The organism is Pseudomonas sp. UYIF39 (genome assembly GCF_029963765.1).
Lineage (GTDB): Bacteria > Pseudomonadota > Gammaproteobacteria > Pseudomonadales > Pseudomonadaceae > Aquipseudomonas.
Window position 1 is genome coordinate 58,433 of record NZ_JALBYU010000007.1, and the last position, 21,202, is coordinate 79,634.

20 protein-coding genes and 3 pseudogenes are annotated in these 21,202 nt (G+C 53.4%); 15 read left to right on the forward strand and 8 right to left on the reverse strand.

Going from position 1 to position 21,202, the window contains the following annotated elements; all coding sequences use genetic code 11:
* The first annotated feature begins 36 nt into the window (after nucleotides 1-36).
* Complete coding sequence (locus MO767_RS11475) at nucleotides 37-804, forward strand: transporter (RefSeq protein WP_282480753.1); 768 nt, start codon at nucleotides 37-39, stop codon at nucleotides 802-804.
* 160 nt (nucleotides 805-964) lie between these two features.
* Here MO767_RS11475 and MO767_RS11480 read toward each other — a convergent pair whose 3' ends face one another.
* Complete coding sequence (locus tag MO767_RS11480; protein ID WP_282480581.1) at nucleotides 965-2,077, reverse strand: formylglycine-generating enzyme family protein; 1,113 nt, start codon at nucleotides 2,075-2,077, stop codon at nucleotides 965-967.
* Nucleotides 2,078-2,539: 462 nt separating this feature from the next.
* Between MO767_RS11480 and MO767_RS11485 the strand changes: the two genes are divergently transcribed.
* Nucleotides 2,540-4,759, forward strand: a complete 2,220-nt coding sequence (locus MO767_RS11485; RefSeq protein ID WP_282480582.1) for an arylsulfatase — start codon at nucleotides 2,540-2,542, stop codon at nucleotides 4,757-4,759.
* A gap of 179 nt (nucleotides 4,760-4,938) precedes the next feature.
* Here MO767_RS11485 and MO767_RS11490 read toward each other — a convergent pair whose 3' ends face one another.
* The 3 genes from MO767_RS11490 to MO767_RS11505 form a co-directional block, all read right to left on the reverse strand.
* Complete coding sequence (locus MO767_RS11490) at nucleotides 4,939-5,370, reverse strand: VOC family protein (RefSeq protein ID WP_282480583.1); 432 nt, start codon at nucleotides 5,368-5,370, stop codon at nucleotides 4,939-4,941.
* A 483-nt stretch (nucleotides 5,371-5,853) separates the two neighbouring features.
* On the reverse strand, nucleotides 5,854-6,495 hold the full coding sequence (locus MO767_RS11500; protein WP_282480584.1) for a DUF1109 domain-containing protein: 642 nt from the start codon (nucleotides 6,493-6,495) through the stop codon (nucleotides 5,854-5,856).
* Nucleotides 6,492-7,064 (reverse strand): sigma-70 family RNA polymerase sigma factor, encoded by a 573-nt coding sequence (locus MO767_RS11505; RefSeq protein ID WP_282480585.1) that lies wholly within the window; start codon nucleotides 7,062-7,064, stop codon nucleotides 6,492-6,494. The genes MO767_RS11500 and MO767_RS11505 overlap by 4 nt, the downstream gene beginning before the upstream one ends.
* Before the next feature lie 75 nt (nucleotides 7,065-7,139).
* Between MO767_RS11505 and MO767_RS11510 the strand changes: the two genes are divergently transcribed.
* From MO767_RS11510 to MO767_RS11545, 8 genes and pseudogenes are all read left to right on the forward strand, one after another.
* Nucleotides 7,140-7,277, forward strand: a complete 138-nt coding sequence (locus MO767_RS11510) for a hypothetical protein (protein ID WP_161599957.1) — start codon at nucleotides 7,140-7,142, stop codon at nucleotides 7,275-7,277.
* Between the two features lie 36 nt (nucleotides 7,278-7,313).
* Complete coding sequence (locus MO767_RS11515) at nucleotides 7,314-7,586, forward strand: DUF2282 domain-containing protein (protein ID WP_010461569.1); 273 nt, start codon at nucleotides 7,314-7,316, stop codon at nucleotides 7,584-7,586.
* Between the two features lie 28 nt (nucleotides 7,587-7,614).
* Nucleotides 7,615-8,469 (forward strand): DUF692 domain-containing protein, encoded by an 855-nt coding sequence (locus tag MO767_RS11520; RefSeq protein ID WP_282480586.1) that lies wholly within the window; start codon nucleotides 7,615-7,617, stop codon nucleotides 8,467-8,469.
* On the forward strand, nucleotides 8,466-9,233 hold the full coding sequence (locus MO767_RS11525) for a DNA-binding domain-containing protein (protein WP_282480587.1): 768 nt from the start codon (nucleotides 8,466-8,468) through the stop codon (nucleotides 9,231-9,233). Before MO767_RS11520 ends, MO767_RS11525 begins: the two co-directional genes overlap by 4 nt.
* A gap of 20 nt (nucleotides 9,234-9,253) precedes the next feature.
* Nucleotides 9,254-9,727: a DoxX family protein gene (locus MO767_RS11530; RefSeq protein WP_282480588.1), complete on the forward strand. Its 474-nt coding sequence runs from the start codon at nucleotides 9,254-9,256 to the stop codon at nucleotides 9,725-9,727.
* Between the two features lie 287 nt (nucleotides 9,728-10,014).
* Nucleotides 10,015-10,761 (forward strand): YkgJ family cysteine cluster protein, encoded by a 747-nt coding sequence (locus MO767_RS11535; RefSeq protein WP_282480589.1) that lies wholly within the window; start codon nucleotides 10,015-10,017, stop codon nucleotides 10,759-10,761.
* Nucleotides 10,762-11,130: 369 nt separating this feature from the next.
* A pseudogene (locus MO767_RS11540) lies at nucleotides 11,131-11,755 on the forward strand (tyrosine-type recombinase/integrase).
* A 164-nt stretch (nucleotides 11,756-11,919) separates the two neighbouring features.
* A complete protein-coding gene (locus MO767_RS11545; protein WP_282480590.1) occupies nucleotides 11,920-12,636 on the forward strand; it encodes a class I SAM-dependent methyltransferase in 717 nt (238 codons plus the stop codon).
* Nucleotides 12,637-12,949: 313 nt separating this feature from the next.
* Here the strand turns inward: MO767_RS11545 and MO767_RS11550 are convergent, their stop codons facing one another.
* The gene (locus tag MO767_RS11550) at nucleotides 12,950-13,882 is read right to left on the reverse strand and encodes a diguanylate cyclase (protein ID WP_282480591.1); all 933 of its coding nucleotides are present in this window, start codon (nucleotides 13,880-13,882) and stop codon (nucleotides 12,950-12,952) included.
* A gap of 766 nt (nucleotides 13,883-14,648) precedes the next feature.
* Here MO767_RS11550 and MO767_RS11555 point away from each other — a divergent pair.
* On the forward strand, nucleotides 14,649-15,662 hold the full coding sequence (locus tag MO767_RS11555; protein WP_282480592.1) for an acyltransferase: 1,014 nt from the start codon (nucleotides 14,649-14,651) through the stop codon (nucleotides 15,660-15,662).
* 243 nt (nucleotides 15,663-15,905) lie between these two features.
* On the opposite strand, the gene MO767_RS11560 is transcribed toward MO767_RS11555, so the two are convergent.
* Together MO767_RS11560 and MO767_RS11565 are read right to left on the reverse strand one after the other, a co-directional pair.
* The gene (locus MO767_RS11560) at nucleotides 15,906-16,430 is read right to left on the reverse strand and encodes a hypothetical protein (RefSeq protein WP_282480593.1); all 525 of its coding nucleotides are present in this window, start codon (nucleotides 16,428-16,430) and stop codon (nucleotides 15,906-15,908) included.
* A gap of 279 nt (nucleotides 16,431-16,709) precedes the next feature.
* A complete protein-coding gene (locus tag MO767_RS11565; protein WP_282480594.1) occupies nucleotides 16,710-17,180 on the reverse strand; it encodes an anti-virulence regulator CigR family protein in 471 nt (156 codons plus the stop codon).
* A gap of 125 nt (nucleotides 17,181-17,305) precedes the next feature.
* Here MO767_RS11565 and MO767_RS11570 point away from each other — a divergent pair.
* The 4 genes and pseudogenes from MO767_RS11570 to MO767_RS11585 form a co-directional block, all read left to right on the forward strand.
* Nucleotides 17,306-18,611 (forward strand): annotated as a pseudogene (locus MO767_RS11570) (methyl-accepting chemotaxis protein).
* Between the two features lie 323 nt (nucleotides 18,612-18,934).
* Nucleotides 18,935-19,744, forward strand: coding sequence for a glycosyltransferase (locus MO767_RS11575; RefSeq protein ID WP_282480595.1), 810 nt, complete (start codon nucleotides 18,935-18,937; stop codon nucleotides 19,742-19,744).
* An 83-nt stretch (nucleotides 19,745-19,827) separates the two neighbouring features.
* Nucleotides 19,828-20,631, forward strand: coding sequence for a 2OG-Fe(II) oxygenase (locus MO767_RS11580; RefSeq protein WP_282480596.1), 804 nt, complete (start codon nucleotides 19,828-19,830; stop codon nucleotides 20,629-20,631).
* A 12-nt stretch (nucleotides 20,632-20,643) separates the two neighbouring features.
* Nucleotides 20,644-20,727 (forward strand): annotated as a pseudogene (locus tag MO767_RS11585) (GNAT family N-acetyltransferase); the annotation flags it as partial.
* A gap of 57 nt (nucleotides 20,728-20,784) precedes the next feature.
* Here MO767_RS11585 and MO767_RS11590 read toward each other — a convergent pair.
* A complete protein-coding gene (locus tag MO767_RS11590) occupies nucleotides 20,785-21,093 on the reverse strand; it encodes a panthothenate synthetase (RefSeq protein ID WP_282480597.1) in 309 nt (102 codons plus the stop codon).
* Nucleotides 21,094-21,202: the final 109 nt, after the last annotated feature.

Here is a 21,202-nt window from a genome sequence, read left to right on the forward strand (position 1 = left end):
CTACCGTTAACACTGCTGTCGACCACTGTTATCGCTATGCAGAGTGGCTTGGTACGTGCCGAGGACTCTGCGGAACTGGCAAAAAAGGCACTCAACCCGGTTGCCGCGATGTACAGCCTTCCGGTGCAGTACAACTGGGATCAGAAGATGGGGCCTACGGGAAACGGCATGCACAGCGTCACAAATATCCAGCCCGTTCTGCCCTTTCGTTTAAACGACGACTGGAACCTCATCTCACGCACCATCCTGCCCGTTATTGACCAGCATGGCCTGGCACCCAATGGCGCAGCGGATAAATCTGGTCTGGGCGATGTAACTCAGAGTTTTTTCTTCTCGCCGACAAAACCCACCGACAGCGGCTGGATACTCGGCATTGGCCCGGCACTACTGATTCCCACCGGCAGCGATAAGCTACTCAGCAGCAAGCAATGGGGCCTGGGCCCGACGGCAGTCGCGCTAAAACAGTCAAACGGCTGGACTCGCGGCATTCTCGCTAACCACATCTGGGGCTTGGAGGACAGCCCGCCGGATGACAAAGAAAAGGTTAACCAGACCTTCCTCCAACCTTTCCTCTCGTACACCACAGCTACTTACACGACGTACGGAGTGAACACCGAGTCGACCTATAACTGGCAATCCCGGGAATGGTCGGTGCCGGTCAACCTGACAGTTACCCAGCTCCTGAAAATCGGCGGTCAGCCTCTAACGGTGCAAGCGGGTCCGCGATACTGGCTCGATAGCCCTAAGGATGGCGCACAAGGCTGGGGCTTTCGCATTGCTGTAACGTTACTGTTTCCACGCTGATGGGTAGAAAAGCCTGTGAGTCGAAACTGACAGGCCATTTGACTGACTTCTGCTTCATGCGAATGGCTCGCGTGGGTCGTTTTCAGCCGGTCGCGACAGGCTGAAATCAGCTAAAAGCGTTCATTCGTGTTTTCACGCATGGCCAGCGTGCGTTTTATATTCAACGGTGCTTTTCCCATTGGTCATTACTTGTCGCCAAGCGAAAGCCGAGATGCGACATGGAGTTCATAGGATCTGCGCCCTGCCTGGCGCTGGTTCGAAAACTCGTGCAGTAGGTGTCGCTACAAAGAAAAGATCCGCCTCGGATTACGCGCTGCGGTGCATTGGCCGTCACCCCAAGTTCGGGGTCATAGCTGTCGGAAGGTCCAACCGGGTTTACCGCTGCTTCGCCCGCCGGTTGATGTTTGAGACCAACTCTAAACGCGTCGGCTCGATACCAATCGGCGACCCATTGCCAAACATTCCCGGACATATCGTAGAGCCCGTAGGCGTTAGGTCGGTAACTGCCTACCGGCTTGGTGCCAATTTTGAATTTGTTACTGGCGCCGGTCACGGGAAACGGCTGTATCTCATCCCAGGTATTCGCCATCTTTTCTCCATCGGGCGAGAAGTCATTCCCCCACGCATAGGTCGCTTGCTCCAGTCCGCCTCTTGCGGCGTACTCCCATTCGGCCTCGGTGAGTAGGCGCTTGTGCGCCCATGCGGCGTACGCCTGCACATCTTCACGTGAAACCTGAACAACAGGATGAGTTTCCTTGCGCTCGATTGTACTGTCGGGCCCCAGCGGGTGACGCCAGTCAGCCCCCGGGACAAATGCCCACCACTGGCTGAAATCATTTAGCGGAATGGGTCTGTCTGTGCCGACAAAAACTAATGCGCCAGGCACCAGGTCGCTGTCATCAGGCTCGGGAGTGCCCGGTGGTAGTTGTACCTTTAAATCTTCCCATCGGGGTTTGCGTTCGGCGGTGGTGATGTAATGTGTTTCAGAAATGAAGCGGGCGAAATCGGCATTGGTGACGTCATAGCGGTCGATCCAATAGCCGTCCAGTCGCACCTTGTGGGCCGGCCTTTCGTTTGGACGAGCCTGCTTGTGATCGCTACCCATCAAAAATTCGCCGGCAGGAAGCCAGACCATTCCCAGTGGGCCATTTTTTCCATCACCCAGCGTCAAAGGCACAGGGCCGCGATGCTGATACACCACAAAAGCCACGCAAGCCAACACGATCCCGGCGCAGACGATGGCAATACCCAAACGCCGTTTCCTGATAAGCATGTGTGCTCCTCCTCATATCAGTCTGCGGCCCTTGCTGAACCTGCTGAGTATCAAGATCAGGTATAGACACCACATCTCCAAAGTCAACAGCCACCCGCGTTGCCCATGAGATGGACTGGCAAGCGACGAAAACGGTTCTACACTCGGAGCTTGGGGTTTTGGGGGTTTACAGGAGCTGGCCATGGCCATTGCATACTGGAATCAATCAAATTGGCTGCATAACAGGCTTGGTGCTGGACTGGCCTTTGCCATGCTTACGCTCTCCTGTGCCAATGCAGCGCCACAGGAAGTCAACGGCACGCCCGGTTCACCCAGTGCAACCACGACCATCGACGGGCGATACCTCCCTAATCCTCCAGCCGCATTCGGCGGCGTTATCAACCTCGACGCCACAACCTCGACGCCACGACCTCGACGCCCTACTGGTCGCCGACCGTCGTCCCGCCTAGAGACGCGCCCAATGTGTTGTTGATCATCACCGATGACGTCGGTTTCGGAGCGCCCAGTACATTCGGCGGCATCATACCCACACCCGCCATGGATCGCGTTGCGGCAGCTGGATTGCGCTTCACGCAATTCAATTCGACAGCACTGTGCTCGCCCACACGTGCAGCCTTGATTACCGGACGCAATCACCACTCCGTCGGTTTCGGCGTCATATCGGAAATCTCAACGGGATACCCCGGCTACAACAGCGTCATCACCAAGGACAAGGTAACCATCGGCAAAATCCTCAAGGACAACGGCTATGCAACCTCGTGGTTTGGCAAAAACCACAACACGCCGTCATTCCAGATCAGTCAGGCGGGTCCGTTTGATCAATGGCCCATTGGTATGGGCTTTGATTATTTCTTCGGGTTCATGGGCGGCGAAACCAGCCAGTGGCAACCGGGCAATCTGATGCGCAACACTACGCCGATCCATCCTTACGACGGCAAACCGGGGTGGAACCTGATCACCGCGATGGCGGATGACGCCGTCGGCTATGTCCATGAATTGAATGCGCTCGATCCGAAGAAGCCGTTCTTTCTTTACTACGCGCCCGGCGGTACCCACGCGCCGCATCACCCCACGCCCGAGTGGGTCGACAAATTCAAGGGCAAGTTCGACATGGGGTGGAATGCTGCGCGCGAACAGATCTTCGCCAATCAGAAGCGGCTTGGCGTTATCCCGCCGACTGCCAAGCTCACACCGTGGCCGGATTCACTGAAAAAATGGGACGAACTTTCGGCGGACGAGAAAAAACTGTATGCCCACCAGATGGAAGTCTATGCGGCCTATCTCGCGTACACCGATCATGAAATCGGTCGGGTGATCCAGGCCATTGATGACATGGGCAAACTCGACAACACGCTCGTCATCTACATCAGTGGTGACAACGGCAGTAGCGCAGAAGGCACCCCTAACGGCACGCCAAACGAGATGACCACTTTCAACGGAATTGACGTGCCGGTCGCCGAACAGATGAAGTATCTGGATGCTTGGGGATCGGACCAGACCTATCCGCACATGGCCGTGGGCTGGACCTGGGCCATGGACACTCCCTTCAAGTGGACCAAGCAAATTGCATCGCATTTTGGCGGCACCCGCCAGGGCATGGCCATCTCCTGGCCGAACCGGATCAAGGATGCCGGCGGCATCCGTAACCAGTTCCATCATGTCATTGACATTGAGCCTACGATTCTTGAAGCCACCGGCATTGATGCACCGCTCCAGGTCGACGGCATTGCGCAAAAACCCATCGAAGGCACGAGCATGGCTTACCTCTTCGACAAGCAGAATGCCGAAAAGTCTTCCACACGCACCACGCAGTATTTCGAGATGTTTGGAATGCGCGCGCTTTATCACGAAGGCTGGATGGCATCGACGACCCCCTACCGCGCACCTTGGGACATTACTTCTCAGCCACCCAAGGACATCGTCAATGGTGTCAAATGGGAGCTGTATGACATCACCAAGGACTGGACGCAGAATGACGATATCGCCGCCGCCAACCCCGCAAAACTCAAGGAACTACAGGATCTGTTCTGGGTGGAAGCGAACAAATATCAGGTATTGCCACTCGACGCTTCCGGTTTTACGCGCGTCATTGCACAGAGGCCGAGCATCGTGGCCGGACGCACCGAGTTCAATTACCTTTCCCCAGTGACCGGCATTCTTCCGGGCAACGAGCCCAACGTGTTGAACAAGTCCTACGTCATTACGGCTGACATCACTGTTCCTGAAAGCGGCGGCGACGGTGTATTGGTGACCGACGGCGGCCGCTTTGGGGGTTACGCGCTCTACCTCCTGAAAGGTAAGCCGGTTTTCAACTACAACCTCGAAGGCGTTGCGCGATTCCGCTGGGAAGGGACCGAGGTGCTCACTCCCGGAAAGCACAGCATCAGCTTTGATTTCAAATATGCTGGGCCGGGATTCGGTAAGGGCGGCACCGGCGTGCTGTCGGTGGATGGAAAGCAACTGGCTAGTCAAACAATCCCACACAGCGTTCCATTCGTCTTCGGTGTGGATGAAAGTTTCGATGTCGGTTCCGACACCGGAACCCCCGTCGATGACAAGGATTACCAGGTACCTTTTGCATTCACCGGTTCACTGCACAAACTTACCGTCAAGCTTGAACCAACGCAGTTGAATGTCGCGGGCAAGGAAGCAGTTCAGAACAAGGTCGGCACCAAAGACTAGGAAAAAGCACGCGGGTCAACTCGCACGAGATGATCCGCGACTTACCTGCGACAGCCTCCTTTGTAACCATCAGATCGAATTCGTATGTTGCAACTTTTCCTGAGGGGCCGCTTTGGGTCGATTTTGCCACTCGCGAAGGGCGGAAATCGACCAAAGTTGACAGTCGGCTTGGCTCAGATTCAGATTGAGCAAGCCGGCCTCTCACCCAACCGCTCTACTAACCTTACGAGATAACCGTCGGGATCCTGGACGATGAATTCGCGCTGGCCTACTTCCGCATTGTCAGCCCGATACCAGCTGTCTTTGCATTCTCGATAGAGTGAACATCCAACCTGATCAAGTTTTTGGATGGTGGGCGCGACAGCCTCAACATCAATCTGTAGGTTGATGCCTCTTCCAAACGGCTTAGTCAACGGCGCAGTCAGCCATTGACCCGCGTCCGAATCTACCTGCTCAAGCATTACTTGAGCACCATTCAAATCAAGGTATGCAAATCCGTCTTCCGGGCGTTGATAAGCTACGTTGAACCCCAGGCAAGAAACCCAAAAAGCCAGGCTGCTATCCAGGTTGGTGACCATTAATTCCGGAACCAGTTTGTTACGTTCGAACATGAGATGACTTCCATTTCAAAAGGCTCATTTTTGCGGGCGGGCAGATTCTGCAATTATGGCTTCGATGCCCACAACGGGATCGCTGCGAGCATGATGATGCATGGTCGGGTGGGGATTATCGAGTCGTGTTGAGTGGCAGCTCCTGGCCGATTCTGTTGAAAAAGTCGGATTTTCAGCTGACCTGAACTCAGGCACGAATCCCATTGGAGAACCGGACGTGCCGGTGTGGGACAAAACCGAGGGAAAGAACGACAGTTTTTCGAGCAACGATTTCCACTGGAATGAAGAGACAGAGGAATACCGGCGTCCGGCTGCGAAATTGCACCCTACTTGTCCCACCATTTGCACAGCTACTGACGACCTGTTTGCATTCGACCTGACCAGTCATTTTCATTGGATTTGGCCAGGGTAGCTGTACTGATATCAAACTTGCGACGATAGTCAGTGGTGGAGTCGCTGGATAACTAGCGATTTTCAACCCCACTACCATTGAAGCCAGCGCGGTCCGAGCAGCGCACCGATAACGGTTGGTATCAACATGCCAAGCAAGTACCAGACGCCCCAGAACGGGACTTCCATTTCAGGGCAATGCAGGCAATAGGCAATGGTAGCCATCGCCCCTGCAAGCAGTCCGCCGCAGGCGCCGGCCAGTCTCAGGCGAGTGGGTGCCAACCCGCGCAGCGCCCAAAAGACAGCAATGAACCCCGGAATCGAAAGCAAGGTGATGTTCAGCGAACACACGCGCCAGGTTTTACCGAAGATCATCGAAGCACGCACGTCCGGGGCTGCTGTCATCAGGACATAGAGAGCGCCAGCCCACACCGCTGCAACCGCCGCAATGACCAGCAGTTGTCCGGCGCCTGGCGTAAGTCCGGGCCTCGCCAGGCGCACAATCTGGCTCAACGCGCCGACCATCAGGCACAGGGGTAAGGCAATCTTCGCCCAGAAAATCGGAGTTGCCGCCACTTCGGCCAGATCCGGACGTGCGCCAAACATGACCATCACCAGCAAGAACGCCGTTATCAGACCGACCAGCACCGCGACGCCGAAACGCTTGGCGAGCGCATGCCGGTCGACCGGTGTAACCCCGGTCGCCAGCATGGAAATAAGATCGTCAGTTTTCATCGTGTACCTCTAATCCTGTCGGCCAACGCCTTAAGCCCGCGATGGATGCCAATCTTTACCGCTGACTCCGAAAGCCCGGTCATTTGCGCCGACTCGGCGACCGACAAGCCTTCAAGCTTCACCTGCTGGATCGGCAAACGCTGCCGCTCAGGCAGTTGCTCAAGTAACTTACCGAGGTCGCGATGGGCCTGCTCCGGCTCCAGATGCGGCTCGGCAAACAGCTCCGCCACATCGTCGAGCGAGTCATTGAGCACTTCATTGCGCGACCTGCCACGAAAAAAATCCGTGAGTTTGTAGCGGGTGATGGCAAACACCCAGGCCGTCAGCGGTTGGTCCGCACGGTACGTTTGTCGACCGTTATGGACGGCCAGCAAAACCTCTTGCAGCAAATCCTCGACTTCACCCGGTTGCCGCTGAAGTCGGGTTCGAACAAAGCCGCGTATATGACCGCTCAGCTCCTTGAGGAAAGTGCCATAAGCCCGCTCGTCTCCACCCAGGCCCGCGAGGAACAAGGCCTGAAGATGAATTTCCCGGCTGCGCAATGCGTCGTTATGTGTAGTTCGTTCCATCGTCCACTCTGGTTACACGAGGATGAAAATATTCTGTACTTACATAACGCCAGCGCCAATAACGGGCGATGGATCATGCTTGCCGCCAAAGGCATAAGGCAACAAGCAGATTCATTTTGCGGTTCAAAAAAATATTTTGCGATGGCTGTAACCGGATTTGAAAACTCAGCGAACTACCTTTCGGATCTGAAGCACAGCGCACTCCTGCACTGATGCGACGACCCACCCTCATGATCCCGGAGAATAACCATGAACAATCTGAAGCTTGCTGCCATCGCCGTTGCCTTTTCCTCCTTTGCTGCCGGCGCCATTGCCGCCGAGACCCCAGCCGCCGCAGGCGCCATGGAAAAATGCTACGGCGTCGCCATGGCCGGTCACAACGATTGCAAGGCCGGTGCAGGTACCACGTGCGCAGGTACGGCAAAAATGGATTACCAGCCTAATGCCTGGAAAAACGTTCCCGCTGGCACTTGCACCACCATCAAGACACCAAAAGGCACCGGCACCCTCACACCAATGTAACGTCAACGCCACGGGGCTCGTACTTATCATGAACAAGGCATTCCAGATCGGGGCCGGACTCGGCCTCAAACCGAACCATTACCAAGAGGCCCACGACTGCACGGTCGAAGGTCTCTGGTTCGAAGTTCATCCGGAAAACTACATGGTTGGTGGCGGCCCCCGTCTGGCATGGCTGGAGGCCATTGGCGAGCGGCACCCATTGTCGTTGCACGGGGTGTCACTTTCGCTGGCGGCCGATTGCCCGCCGGACCCGGAGCACTTGAAACGCCTGAAACAGCTCGCTGATCGCGTTCAACCGGCACTGATTTCCGAGCACCTGGCCTGGTCATCCTGGCGCGACCAATACCACCCCGACCTGTTGCCTTTTCCCCGCACAAGCGAAGCGTTACAGCGTATCGCAAGCAATATCCAGCGCACACAAGACGCCCTCGGGCGTCGCATTGCCGTCGAAAACCCGACCCATTATTTGCACATGGACGGGCATGACTACAGCGAACTGGAATTTCTCACCGAATTGAGCACGGTGACTGGCTGCGGCTTGTTGCTGGACGTCAACAACGTGCACATCAGTGCGCACAACCTGGGTTTTAACGCCGCCGATTATCTGGATGCCTTTGCGGCCGACGCCATCATGGAGATTCATCTGGCGGGGTTCACCAAGGATCCGGGTGAATCCACGTTACTGATCGACAGCCATGATTCCCCTGTCGCCGAAGATGTCTGGTCGCTGTACCAGCGGCTGATTGAGCGGATCGGCCAGCGTCCTACACTGATCGAACGCGACGACCACATCCCCGCTTTCGACGTTTTACTGGCCGAGCGTAACCGAGCGCAGACGTTATTGAACCTTGGGCAAAACCTGCAATTGAAGGTGGCGATATGAAGCCCTCACTCGCAAGTTTTCAGGATGCCTTCGTGAGTGCGTTGTTTGGCACTGAATCATCCACGATGGATTCGCTGACCCAACAACCAGGCTTTGCGGTCTATCGCAATACCGTCCTCAAGGGCATGACGGACGCGTTGCTCGCTAATTTTCCTACCATAGAACGGCTGGTCGGCACCGACTGGCTCAAAAGCGCTGCCACCATACACGCCCGGCTTTCACCGCCAACGGATGCCCGATTGCTGAACTATGGAGCGGACTTCCCCGACTTTCTCGACCGCTTCGAACACGCGCAAGACATGCCGTATCTGGGCGACGTCGCCCGTCTGGACCTGCTCTGGACACAGGTTCATTGCGCCGCTGATGAGCCTGGTCTTGGGCTGAACGACTTGGCGCAGATTCCCGCTACGGAATTGGGCAACTTGCGGCTTAAACCACGGGACACCGCCCGTTGGGTCTGGTTACCGGACTGTCCCGCCTACACGATCTGGTGCGTCAATCGTGAACAACGGGAAATGCCTGAAAAACTCGAATGGCAAGGTGAAGGTGCACTACTGACACGCAAGGCCGGCCGCGTGCATTGGCAGGCTGCCAGTGCCGCAGACTGTGCCTTTCTCGACGCCTGCGCGGCCCACCTGCCCCTTGATGTCGCTGCTGACTGGGCCATTGATGTCGAGTCTGACCTGAACCTGGAAAACCTCATTATTCGCCTGGTGAGTGCTGACGCATTTGTAACGGCGGAACTCCTGACAAACAGTTACTGAAGCCATTAACGGAGCACAGCATGGATAACATCCACACCCGCTCACCTGCCGCCGACAATTCCTTGCGTGGCCTCTGGAACCGCGTTGCAACCCGATTGGGCAATCTGATCAGCGATTCGTTTCTGGTGCTGGTGGCACGCATCGCCATCGCCGCCATTTTCTTCATGTCAGGGCGCACCAAAGTCAGCGACGTTCTGACGATTACGCCGAGTACCTACGAACTGTTCCGTACGGAATACGCCTTGCCTCTGATCTCTCCAGAACTGGCGGCACACCTTTCGACCTACAGCGAGCACCTATTTCCACTGCTGCTGGTGCTCGGGCTGTTCACCCGTCTATCCGCCTTGGCGTTGCTGGGGATGACCTTTGTCATTGAGGTTTTCGTTTACCCCGATGCCTGGCCGACGCACCTGTCCTGGGCGGGATTGCTGCTAATCATCATCGCACGCGGTGCAGGAGCACTTTCGCTGGATCGCAGACTGGGCATCCGGTGATCCATTCACGTATGGGGAACTCTCTAGCAGGAGTTTGCGAGTAGTTATCGCCCGCATCAGCGTGAAGTCCGCCTTCATTCCAAGAGCACGCCTTTGTACTAGTTAACAATCCTGCGGCTGCCTTATGTGGGCAAGCGCAGGGCGCGCGCGCATTGCGTAGGCAATACGCAACTAAATAAGCGAATACAGCCGATTTATCTTCAGCCAATTCATCTTTGACGCGATCCACGTCATGCAAATACAACACCTAGCTGTCGTTAGGTTGTCTCTACGTACTGGTGAAAATTATGCAGAACAACACCGTCCGATTCTCCTGTGTAGGCTGCGGTATTTGCTGCAAGGGCCGACTGATACCGCTGACATTGGCTGAGGCACAACAATGGTTAAATCGCGGTCACGACATCGCGGTGATTCTTGAGGCCTTTGATGAATCGAGTTGGCCTCGTTCATCAGCGGAATTTACCCACGCCAAAGGCCGATCTGTAAGTGCAATTTGTGGTAAGGCCCAGTTACAGGTCATCGCTGTGTTTGCCGGCAAAGCACTTGAGCAATGCCCTAATCTCAGAGCTGACAATCTTTGCGGCATCTACGAAGAACGCCCCCTGGTTTGCCGCATTTATCCGATGGAAATCAACCCATTCATCGCGCTACGTCAAGATAACAAAGCGTGTCCACCACAGGCGTGGGAGAGCGACGACATTCTCTGCACAGATGGGCGTGCAGATCAGGCTCTGGAAGCACTCGTCAGTCAATCTCGACAAGCAGACAGAGCCGATGCATCAAGTAAAATCGCCATCTGCGCGCAACTGGGCCTGAATGTGGCGAGTTGGAAAGGCAACGCGCTGGCCGTTTACTTTCCACCACGAGAAAAACTGCTCGAAGCGATACACAACGTCAAAAGTACTCTTGAGGAACATCCAGGCTGCGAGTGGCAGGTGCGGGTCGATGATTTATCGCTGCGCGAGCGATTGACCGCATCGGCGGTGTCTCTGGCTGCCAACGAGTCCGCCGACTACATCTTTCATGTTTTATGAACCGCCTTTAACGCAGAGTTCGCCCATCAATACCGAACTACTGTGCATACTCGCGCGTTTATTTTTCACGCAATATGACCAAGAGGCCACGCGGGTTGATTGCAGTCCTCCGCGACGGGCAGCTACAGGTTCACAGAATAGTTGATCATTTTCACAAATAGCTAATCAGACGCCCCCCGACAGGAAAGTGAATCGCCCCTGATTTCGTAGACGCTTATGGCAGTCAACTCTTGGCTCTATTTGCGCATTATCTCCAGCGACAGTTTTTTCTGAGTTCTGCCCTTGCCGACCGACAGCTCAGGGTCGGATAGCGACCACCACACATGTGACTGATCCACTCTTGTCCTCCCTCAACGTGGAGGACAAGCCATGAACACTATTGCTACATACAGCCATCAGCCTTGGAACAAGGGAAAGCTTGTCGGGCAGAAAGCCCCGCTCCGAGTCAGAGATATCTGGGCCATCCGGGTAAGACTTCAGCTTGCTGAGAAGACACGAGATTTGGCGCTCTTCAACTTGGCCATCGACAGCAAGCTGCGTGCCTGTGACTTAACCAAGCTGCGAGTACGAGACATAGCCCATGGGGAACATGTGTCGTCACGGGCCATCGTGATGCAGCAGAAAACCCAGCACCCAGTGCAATTTGAAATCACTGAGCAAACCCGAACGGTTCTGGAAGCTTGGATGCATCATGCCCGACTCCGCAGCGAGGACTTCTTGTTTCCGACCCGGCTACACAACTCGGACCATCTCTCCACCAGACAATACGCTCGAATAGTCAAAGCGTGGGTTACAGCCATTGGCCTTGACCCAACCATGTACGGTACTCACACGCTACGGAGAACGAAGGCATCGCTGATCTATCGCAGGACGAAGAACCTGAGAGCTGTCCAACCAACTCCTGCTGGGTCATACGAAGCTTGAGAGCACCGTCAGATACCTGGGAATCGAGGTCGATGATGCCCTGGAAATGGCGGAACAGACGGAAGTCTGAGCATCCATCGCGACTGTCGATGCTAGACCGTCGCTATCCGACCCATAACTGCCTGTCGCGAATGTGAGTTCAATATTCCTTGTGGGAATACATTTAATAAAATTAATGAATTTTTATTATTTCAGTATGTGGCGTAGCTTATTTCTAGGACATGGAGAACCGCCTTGAAATCATCCCCTCTAAACGCAGCTGAAAAATTTGATACTTCACGGGCCAATGAGTACGGACGGCAGAGCCGTATCGCATTAGCTGGGTATGACGCTTGCCAGGATCTTACTGCGTGCATGCTGGCGGCAAGCATCGGCAATGTTCGCTCCGCGAAAATACTGGTCGTTGGCGCTGGCGGTACGGCTCAGGAGATTATTGCGATGGCAACGCTGGAGCCGACATGGCGCTTCACTGCCGTTGATCCATCCGAGCCGATGCTGGAGGCTGCGACGAAGCAGCTGGAGGCAAACAATTTGCTCGAAAGAACAAGTCTGCATCTTGGGCATGTTGAAGACCTGGCAGCGGACGAGTCATACGACGCGGCTACCTTGATCGGTGTGCTCCATCATCTCGATGGGGATGTTGCGAAGCGACAAATTTTACGATCCATTCGGGCTCATCTAAAGCCGGGTGCGCCGCTGATTGTCGCGGGCAATCAATATGCTTATGCCAGCCAACCGTTATTGCTTGCCGCCTGGGGGCAGCGGTGGCGACAGCATGGCGCCAGCCCGGATGAAGTGAAGGCCAAGTTAGGAAAAATTCTTCAGGGCGCTGACCCGCCACATTCCGAGGCTGCGGTTCAACAATTGATGCATGACTCAGGATTCGGAGACGCTACTCGTTTCTTCAGTAGTCTGTTCTGGGGTGCCTGGCTAACGCGTAAGACCATTTAAAACGGAACCGATAGTCTGCTCCTGACCGATTCTGTTGAAAAAGTCGGCCATGGTTTCCACGGCAGAAAAGTGCGCTCTTGAGATTGAAATCTTTACTTTGAGCAGAGGATTCCGGGCTCAGATTTCGCGTAGCTGCACGCAAAAAAGGCATTTTCAGTAGTCAGTATGAGGTCAGTCTGGAGGGACCGACTTTTTCAACACATTCGGCCGATTGCTGCCGGCCACGACCAGCCCTAGGCGCCAAAAAGTGCCCTTCAGGGGGGCGACATGATGGTGATACAAACGCCATTTTTTCCAGATTTACGTACAGAAACTAAAGACTAAAATATTGATCTCTTCCACGTTCCTTAGCTATATAGAGCGCTTTATCGGCTTGCGCCAGTAGTACTTTAGACTGGTGCAGTGGACCAAATGTATGAACTGAAAAACCGATGCTTATAGTCAAGTAGCCTGTACTGGAAGCGGAGTGCGGTATTCTCAAATCTCGCACTCGTTGACATAGCGACTTGACATACAGAGCGGCCTGGTCTTTCGCCATGCCGTTGGACAGAATTACAAATTCTTCGCCGCCATACCTGGCTGCAAAGTCAGAGCCTCGCTGGAAGGACTTATTCAAACTATCTGCGACACGTATTAGCGCTTCATCGCCAGCTTGATGTCCATAAATATCATTGAATGATTTGAAGTGATCAACATCAATCATGGCGAGAGTCAATGAGTCGCCATTGCGGCATGCAATTTTACATTGAATTTCGAACTGCGCATCAAAAAAACGACGATTGTAAATGCCTGTAAGCCCATCTTTTATGGATAATTGCTCGAAGTGCACTTTCATTTCCTCGAGAGACTGATGCTCCTCGCGAAGTTGCTGCTGTATTATCACTCTAGGTGTTACATCTTTTTGGATTCCAATAAAGTTGGTTACAGCCCCGCCCTCATCATAAATTGGCGATACACTTAATTCGTTCCAGAACATAGTTCCATCCTTGCGGTAGTTCCGCAAGGTTACGAGGCAGTACTCACCTTTTTTAACGGCATTGTGAACAACTTCCAGCTCAGGCTGTTTTCGATCGTTTCCTTGTAGGTATCGACAGTTAATGTTGGTAATTTCTTCGAACGAGTAACCAGTCATGCGCTCAAAAGCAGGATTTACAAAAATCAACGGATTGTCGTCGATGCAATTGTCGGAGATGGTAATGCCGTCTCGTGAGTCCATAACCGCTTGCTTAAGAATTTCAATCTTCATGTAGAGTCCGCTAGCAGGATCAAAGGGAGGACGCTGTTTTCAAGGGAAATAACATCTAGATATCAAAACTCATCTAATTACTTGATTTACAAGTGTAGCTGCTGGAAAAATACAACGTCTGTTTTTCTATACTATTCGATAATGGTCGGGATTGATTTCAGTCAAAAGCTCCGCTGAAATGGCCTTAGCTGCGCTGAATCGCATCAGAAATGACACTGCATTGGGGCACAATGACGCCAGCGTGTTGAGGGCTTAACCGGTCACTTCTTGCGCGACCGCCTGATGACAGGCAGCTTCTGGCCGAGGCTGTGTAAAAACGTTTTTCAGCGCGACAGGTACTCAAAACCAGACTGAAAATAGCGCTTCTACGCAAAATCCACATCTGCTGACGTGCCGATAAATTTCAGATTTAACGTAGATGCGCACACTTCAATTTTGGCGACGCGTTTTTACACACTCTGGGCCAAATGCCGCCGGTCAGGGCATCTACCCAAAGAGGGCGATTCACTTAGCGTCATGCTATGAAGCAACGTCAAACAATCAACGTCAAAAACCCAGTCATTTAGCGAATTCCTCGCACCTGGAATTTTTTCATGGTGTGAAGTGTAAAGTGCAAAAGGTGTCCTAGACTACAGGCTTAAATGGTCTGATTTCTTGAATTTTTCACCGCTGCATCTACTGGATTTTTATATGAATTCAGACAGTATTCAGACGCAGCACTGCCGTTATCGAAAGCCCTCTATCGGCCCAAGAGCGGGATGAAAATATGAACAGTAGTTCCGTAGCGGGCTCTCGATTCAGCGTACTTGATGGATGGCGCGGCATGAGCATTTTGCTTGTCTTGGCATGCCACCTGCTACCACTTGGCCCAAAGCCTTGGCAATTTAATGCCGCGGCAGGCGTTATGGGAATGGCTATATTTTTTACGCTATCGGGTTTCCTGATAACAAATTTTCTGCTCAACAACAGCAGCGTCGTTGATTTTTTAATCCGCAGAATCTTTCGGGTAGTGCCGCTCGCCTGGTTGTACATGCTTATTGCTTTACCTGTCATGGACAGCACTTCGGATTTCTACATTGCAAACTTTCTTTTCGTTGCCAACTGGCCGCCTATGTGGCTGGGCAGTGTAAACGGCCACCTATGGAGTTTGTGCATGGAGGTCCAGTTTTACTTCGCCATCGCTTTGCTGGTCGTTCTGATGAGAAACAAGTGGGTACTGCTTATCCCTGTTCTCTGTATCACCGTCACGATGTACCGAGTCATGAATGATGTCCATGTCGCAATCAACACTTATTACCGCATTGATGAAATACTTTCCGGATGCATACTTGCACTGATCTACAACAATAGACTGGGCAACATCCTTGCCAAACTTCCGACACAAACGGGGATCGCACAAATATTTTTATTCCTCCTGTTTGTCTTGTCCTGTCATCCCGATGCGGGGTTCATGAACTACTTCCGCCCCTATCTTGCCGCAGCAATGGTGGGGAGCACGTTACTCAATAGCCGGACACGAGTTGCCCAGCTGCTGAATAATCGGGCTCTATTTTATATCGCCACCATCTCGTACGCTCTCTACGTTGTTCATCCACTGCTGATACATACTTGGCTGGGTAGCGGAGACACCGTCATAAAATATTTGAAGCGCCCATTGTTGTTCGCCGCCATTTTTCTCACCGCGCATATCTCGACTTTCTATTATGAAAAATGGTGGATTGCTTTTGGTAAGAGATTTGCCAAGAAAGTAGCTAGCCAATCTGTTCCATCGACCAGTTGAATCCACAGTCGATTGCGGTCCTTCGCGACAGAAAGCAAGCAACGGAACAAACGAAAACGGGCGCCTTTTCGGGCGCCCGTTTTGTTTAGGGTTGCGTGCTGCGGGGTTTGGCAGCTTGAACCCAGGCACCCCGTCCGGGGGATTGCGCGGTCACTACCCGTCGAAGAAGTCGAATTGAGCCCCTGCGTGCGGTAGGCTTTGCAGTTGAGTCTGTTGTACTTCGCTATCAGCCGTTATGGCTGATCAGTACGATTTTTTCGATACCGATGTCCCGGCTTTGCTCAACCCTTTCGTGTTGTGATCGCCTGGCGTCGAGGTCGAGATTGCTCTGGCTTTGGCCACGCCGCGAGTATCTTTGGAATGGGCGATGCCTGAAGTCGTTGGGCCATGACCGCGATCACTATTGCGATCGTTGCCGTAGTGGTTTCCGCTTTCACCATGGTCGCGAACAGCTTTGCCGGCATGATCGCTGCTCAGTCCATTGCCGTGGCCGTTACTGTTAGAGCCGCCGGAGTGATCTGAACCGCTGTGACCGCCGCCTATACCGCCGCCGTGGCCACCGCCATTGCCACCTCCGTTACCTCCCCCGCTACCACCTCCGTTACCGCCACCACCACCACCACCACCACCACCACCACCACCACCACCACCACCGTCTTTCGCATAGGCGGAGTTCATGATGGACAGGTCAGAAGGGAGTAACGGGGCGGCGGCAAGCATCAGGGCGCAGGACATTACAGCAACGAGACTCTTATTCTTTAAAAGCATGATTGCTTCCGTAGGGTTGGTTGATATCGCGAGAGTTATGACGCTTTAAGCCCCAGACAGTTCAAGTCCTGCGACAGACGGAATGCACTGTGCACTGCCCAAATTGGCAGCTGCCAGCGCTAGCGTGCAGCGCTCCGGGCTCATTCAGCGCCCGCCCGTGTCGTACGAGGGGCGACGTAGATTGGGTTACGCCGATTGCCCCCTGTTCGGCAGCAGCTCGGCAATTTCATGGGCAGCCGCCTCAGAACGGCCTTCAAATGGGCATATGGATCATGCCCATTAATCAAAAGCACCGTTGAGCACTTCGTAGATGAGCCCGGTTGCCAGCGCGACCAATATCAAGTCGGTACCAACTTGCTGCCAGTCATACCCATCATAATGAGGCAGCCTGCCGATTAACCGGCCGTCCAGTTTTTTGGCAATCCCGGGTGGAAGCGGCTTACCTCGTGCGAGGTTCTTTTGAATGCCGGGTGGCAAGGCAGGTCCGGGGCTCCAGTAGTCCCGATACCCGCCAATAATCCCAAGAACGCTTCCGCGATTGATGCTTGGGCCATTATCCCAATCGCCGCCCCCGGAGTTTTTGCCTTTGCCTCCCTGACCTCCCTGGTTGCCATGAACCTGGCTGTTTTGCGAGTTTCCCTTGCCGTTTCCCTGGCCCTTTCCATTACCGGGATCGGCCAATGCAGTCACTGAACCGGAAACCAGCGCAAGACATGTAATAGCTGCAATCAATGAGCGAGATCTGAGCATGAGTCGTTCCTTCAGGGTGGCGGGACATCTCTGTAATTTAGACGCTATCGACGATGTTGGTTCCATGTCCTCCCATCGACACCCAAGACCCACGATTCCGGCTCAATTACATGGAGTAAAAGTGAATCCCTTTGACCCCTCGTTTTCTTGACCACTACCGCAAGGCTGACCGAATCATGCTGGGCCTGATCTGGCTGTTGTCCCTCTTCGCTTTGAGTCTGGCTTACTGGCACAACACGTTTATTCAGGCGTTTTTGGTGGGTGGCGGCACGCGGTTGATGCGGTGTTGCGTGGGCATTGGCTTGATGGTCATGGCTGCGTTGCATATCAATCAGGCCGAGGGCGTCATTGAATCCCACTTCGGTATTTTCGCGTTGCTGGCGGTGCTGACTTTTTATCGCGACTGGCTACCGATTCTAGTCGCCGTTGCCACGATCGCCGTTCATCACGTGGTCTTCCATGCGCTGCAACACCAGGGTTTTCCGGTCTACATCCCAGCTCGCCGACGATGCTGGCAAGGGAGACAAGGCCACGGTGCATGTATCGCTCGCGGATCGTTTCGATCAATTCCTGATGCAGATTACCGCCCTGGTTGACGGGGTCGTTAGCGACTCTCACGGCTTGGGTGAGCTGGGCCAGGAGCTTGCCAAGGCGAGCAATACACTGGAAAAAGGGGCCAAGCATCAGCTGACGGAAATTGCCCAGATGACGGGTTCGATGCAACGCATGGGCGACGCGATGGGGCATATTGCCGTTCACGTAGAACATGCCGTTGAGCATGCCGGCCAGGCCAGCGTGCAAATCACCCGAGGACAGGAAAGTGTGAACCGCGCGCAGCAGGAAATCACTCAGTTGGCGCCTCGCCTGAAATGCACCCACTCAACCGTGCAGGTGCTGGCGGGACAGGCGGAGCAAATCGGTACTGTCCTGGAGGACATCAGCAGTATTGCTGACCAAACCAACCTGCTGGCCCTCAACGCCGCCATCGAAGCCGCTCGCGCCGGCGAGCAAGGCCGAGGCTTTGCCGTTGTGGCCGACGAAGTGCGCAACCTGGCGCAGCGCACCGCCCTCTCCACGAAGGAAATCAGAACAATCATCGAGGCCTTGCAAAAAAGCAGCCGCAAAGCCGTCGAGGCCATGTATGACAGCTGTGAAGGCGTGGAGCGCTGTGTCGAAGACAGTCAGCTGGCGGCCGCTATGTTGCAGGCGGTGGGCAGCGACATCTCGCATATCGATGAACTCAATGGGCGCATTGTCGCCACCACCCGCGAACAATCCACGGCAAGCCGTGAAGTTGTCGGGCGCTTGCAGTCTGTGCAGACCATCGCGCAAAACACGTCACACGATGTCGAAACCCTTGCCCTGAGCAGCCAGCGCTTGCCCCCCATCGCCGTTCGCCTGGATGCACTGGGCCGCACGTTTCATCAGTAAGGCTCAATGCGCAGTAGCCGTTGGTGCCACGGTAACTACGGCAATGGCTGTACTTAGCCAGGTTGCGCATACGAGAGATAGCTAGCGGGGGGACGCGTAACAAATTAAGTCGCGAACGTTTACCTACAGCGCAGATCCTTATACGATGACGCCCGCATAATTCGCCCTCCATCAGGCAGAGTAAGCTATGGTTATATTTGACGAAGCGGCTTAACAAATTGTGTTTTATAGTCAAGCAAATATTGCACAGACAAATAAGCGAAAACTGTATACATGTTCAATTATTCCTACAATAACATGCAGCATCATTGGACACCTGAACGATGAATAACACTAGTTTCCTGGCTGACAACTCCAAAACCTTCAGCATAGTTATAGTCAATTACAAAACACCAGAAATCACCAAGATATGCTTAGACTTATTGCACCAGCATTTCGGCAGCCACGGCGTCCCAATATGGGTAGTTGACAACTATTCCGCCGATGAAAGCACTGAGTATTTACGAACGCTTGACTGGATAAATTTAATCGAGCGCTCTGTTTCCGAGCCCGAGCCTGGGCATATCGCGCATGGCAAAGCACTTGACCTGGTTTTGGAGCGAGTTGAAACTGATTATTTATTTCTAATGCACACCGACACATTTGTTTTCGATAAAAATGTTTTCCCGATGATGCTGAATAAATGCTTAAAAAACAAAAAAATCGTAGCCGTCGGCTGCGTTGAACAATTAAACCGTGGCACCACGAGAACACTTTGGCGTTTTAGCTCACGACTATTCAAACACCATTTCAGACGTCTGAAAATCTCCATGGGATTACGTTCCAGAGAACCAAAACCGTACAGAGAAGTCTACTTGAAGAGTTTCTGTACATTGTGGAACTGCAAACTTATCAAACAGCACAACATGCATTTTTTGATGGATGATCGCGTGCCAGGCTACACCCTCCAAGACCGCATGACCGAGCTTGGCTATGTCGTCGAAATGTTATCACCGCGTAAAATCTTCAGTTATCTGGATCACATCCAGTCCGGCACTGTTGCAGCGGCTGGCGGCTATGAAAAGACTCATAGACGAACCAAAATGTACAACGACATTCTTAAGCGCCTGAAAAAAGAAGAAAGCAAAATTTAAGCGACGAAGAGACACAACGAGCAGTGCGCTGGACGCTGCTTGAAGTCACCAAAACGTCTTTATATCAAGTTATTGGAGCGGTAATGGCACCCATCACTCAAGCACTACCTATGACCCTCTCCCCGGAGCTTGATTTCGACCAGAACGCCGCCAGCGCCATGGGTCACTCATTGGCAAGTGGCTATATTCAGGCCACGCCATTTCCGCACATCGTCATCGACAACTTCCTGGATGAAGAGCTGATTGCCAGTATCTGCTCGCACTTCCCAATCGAACCAACCAACAACGAAATGCTCTATGAGCGCGGCTATAAAGGTCAACTAAAACGTCAAATCAGTCCCAACGAATGCACCCCCTATTTGAAGACTATTTTCAACGCCTTCAACTCAGCCCCCATGTTGCAGTTTCTTGAAAAGCTCACAGGCATTGAAGGTTTGATACCCGACCCCTACTTTGCTGGTGGCGGCTTGCATGAAACGAAAAGTGGTGGTTTCCTGGGGGTACACTCGGACTTCAGACTCAACAAAAAGCTTAATGTTGAGCGCAGACTGAATATCATCATTTATCTGAATGAGGACTGGCGAGAGGAATACGGCGGCAACCTTGAACTTTGGGATGTCGACATGAAGACCTGCCTTAAAAAAGTCCTGCCCATTTACAATCGTTGTGTCATTTTCAACACAGACAAAGACAGCAATCATGGGCACCCAGAGCCTTTATCAACTCCAGAGCACATCACACGCAGGTCTATAGCGCTTTATTACTACACCGCAGGGACCATGGTGATCGATCCCGCACAAAGAAATAAAACCCACTACAAGCCAAGGCCCAAAGATCGTTTAAGCCTAAAATACTACTTGGGCAAACTAATCAAGAAGAAAAACTAAACTACGAAACGCCTTAAGCAGGGTTTCTCTTTCAGCGAAGAATGGGAACCTTTGGTCAGTCATCCGCATATCACGGTTCAGACCATGCTTTTGACTGTATGGAACGGACCAACAGGCGGATCGGGGTCGTCAGTACCGACCCCAAATGGCCTCTCAGCACGCCCACGTTTGCCCGAGCGTCTCCAGACCGGCCTTTTGCAGATCCTGCGCGCTCATCACAATACGGAATTTGCAGCTGGCGTTGAAATTGAGAAAAAAGGGCTCCGCCAATGCGGGAATGTCGGAGGGGTCTTGTACGTCGACCACAAAGATCCCACCACGCTTGCCATCCTGCTCGGTAAAGTACGCCGCCTCCGGTTTGATGCTGGTCAGGATGCGCTCAATAACCTCGCCCACCTTCCCGGCTTTGACAAGGGAGTTGAAGGGTTCATTAGGGCACTCGACCATCAGTAACATCCTCATCATTCAATCCTCTGTTCGACTTGCAACCTTGTAGTGTCTTCAAGAATAGCGAAGCGTGAGCCAACTCTCGTGCCGGGCTACGGACGGTCATGAAACATGGCGATTTCGG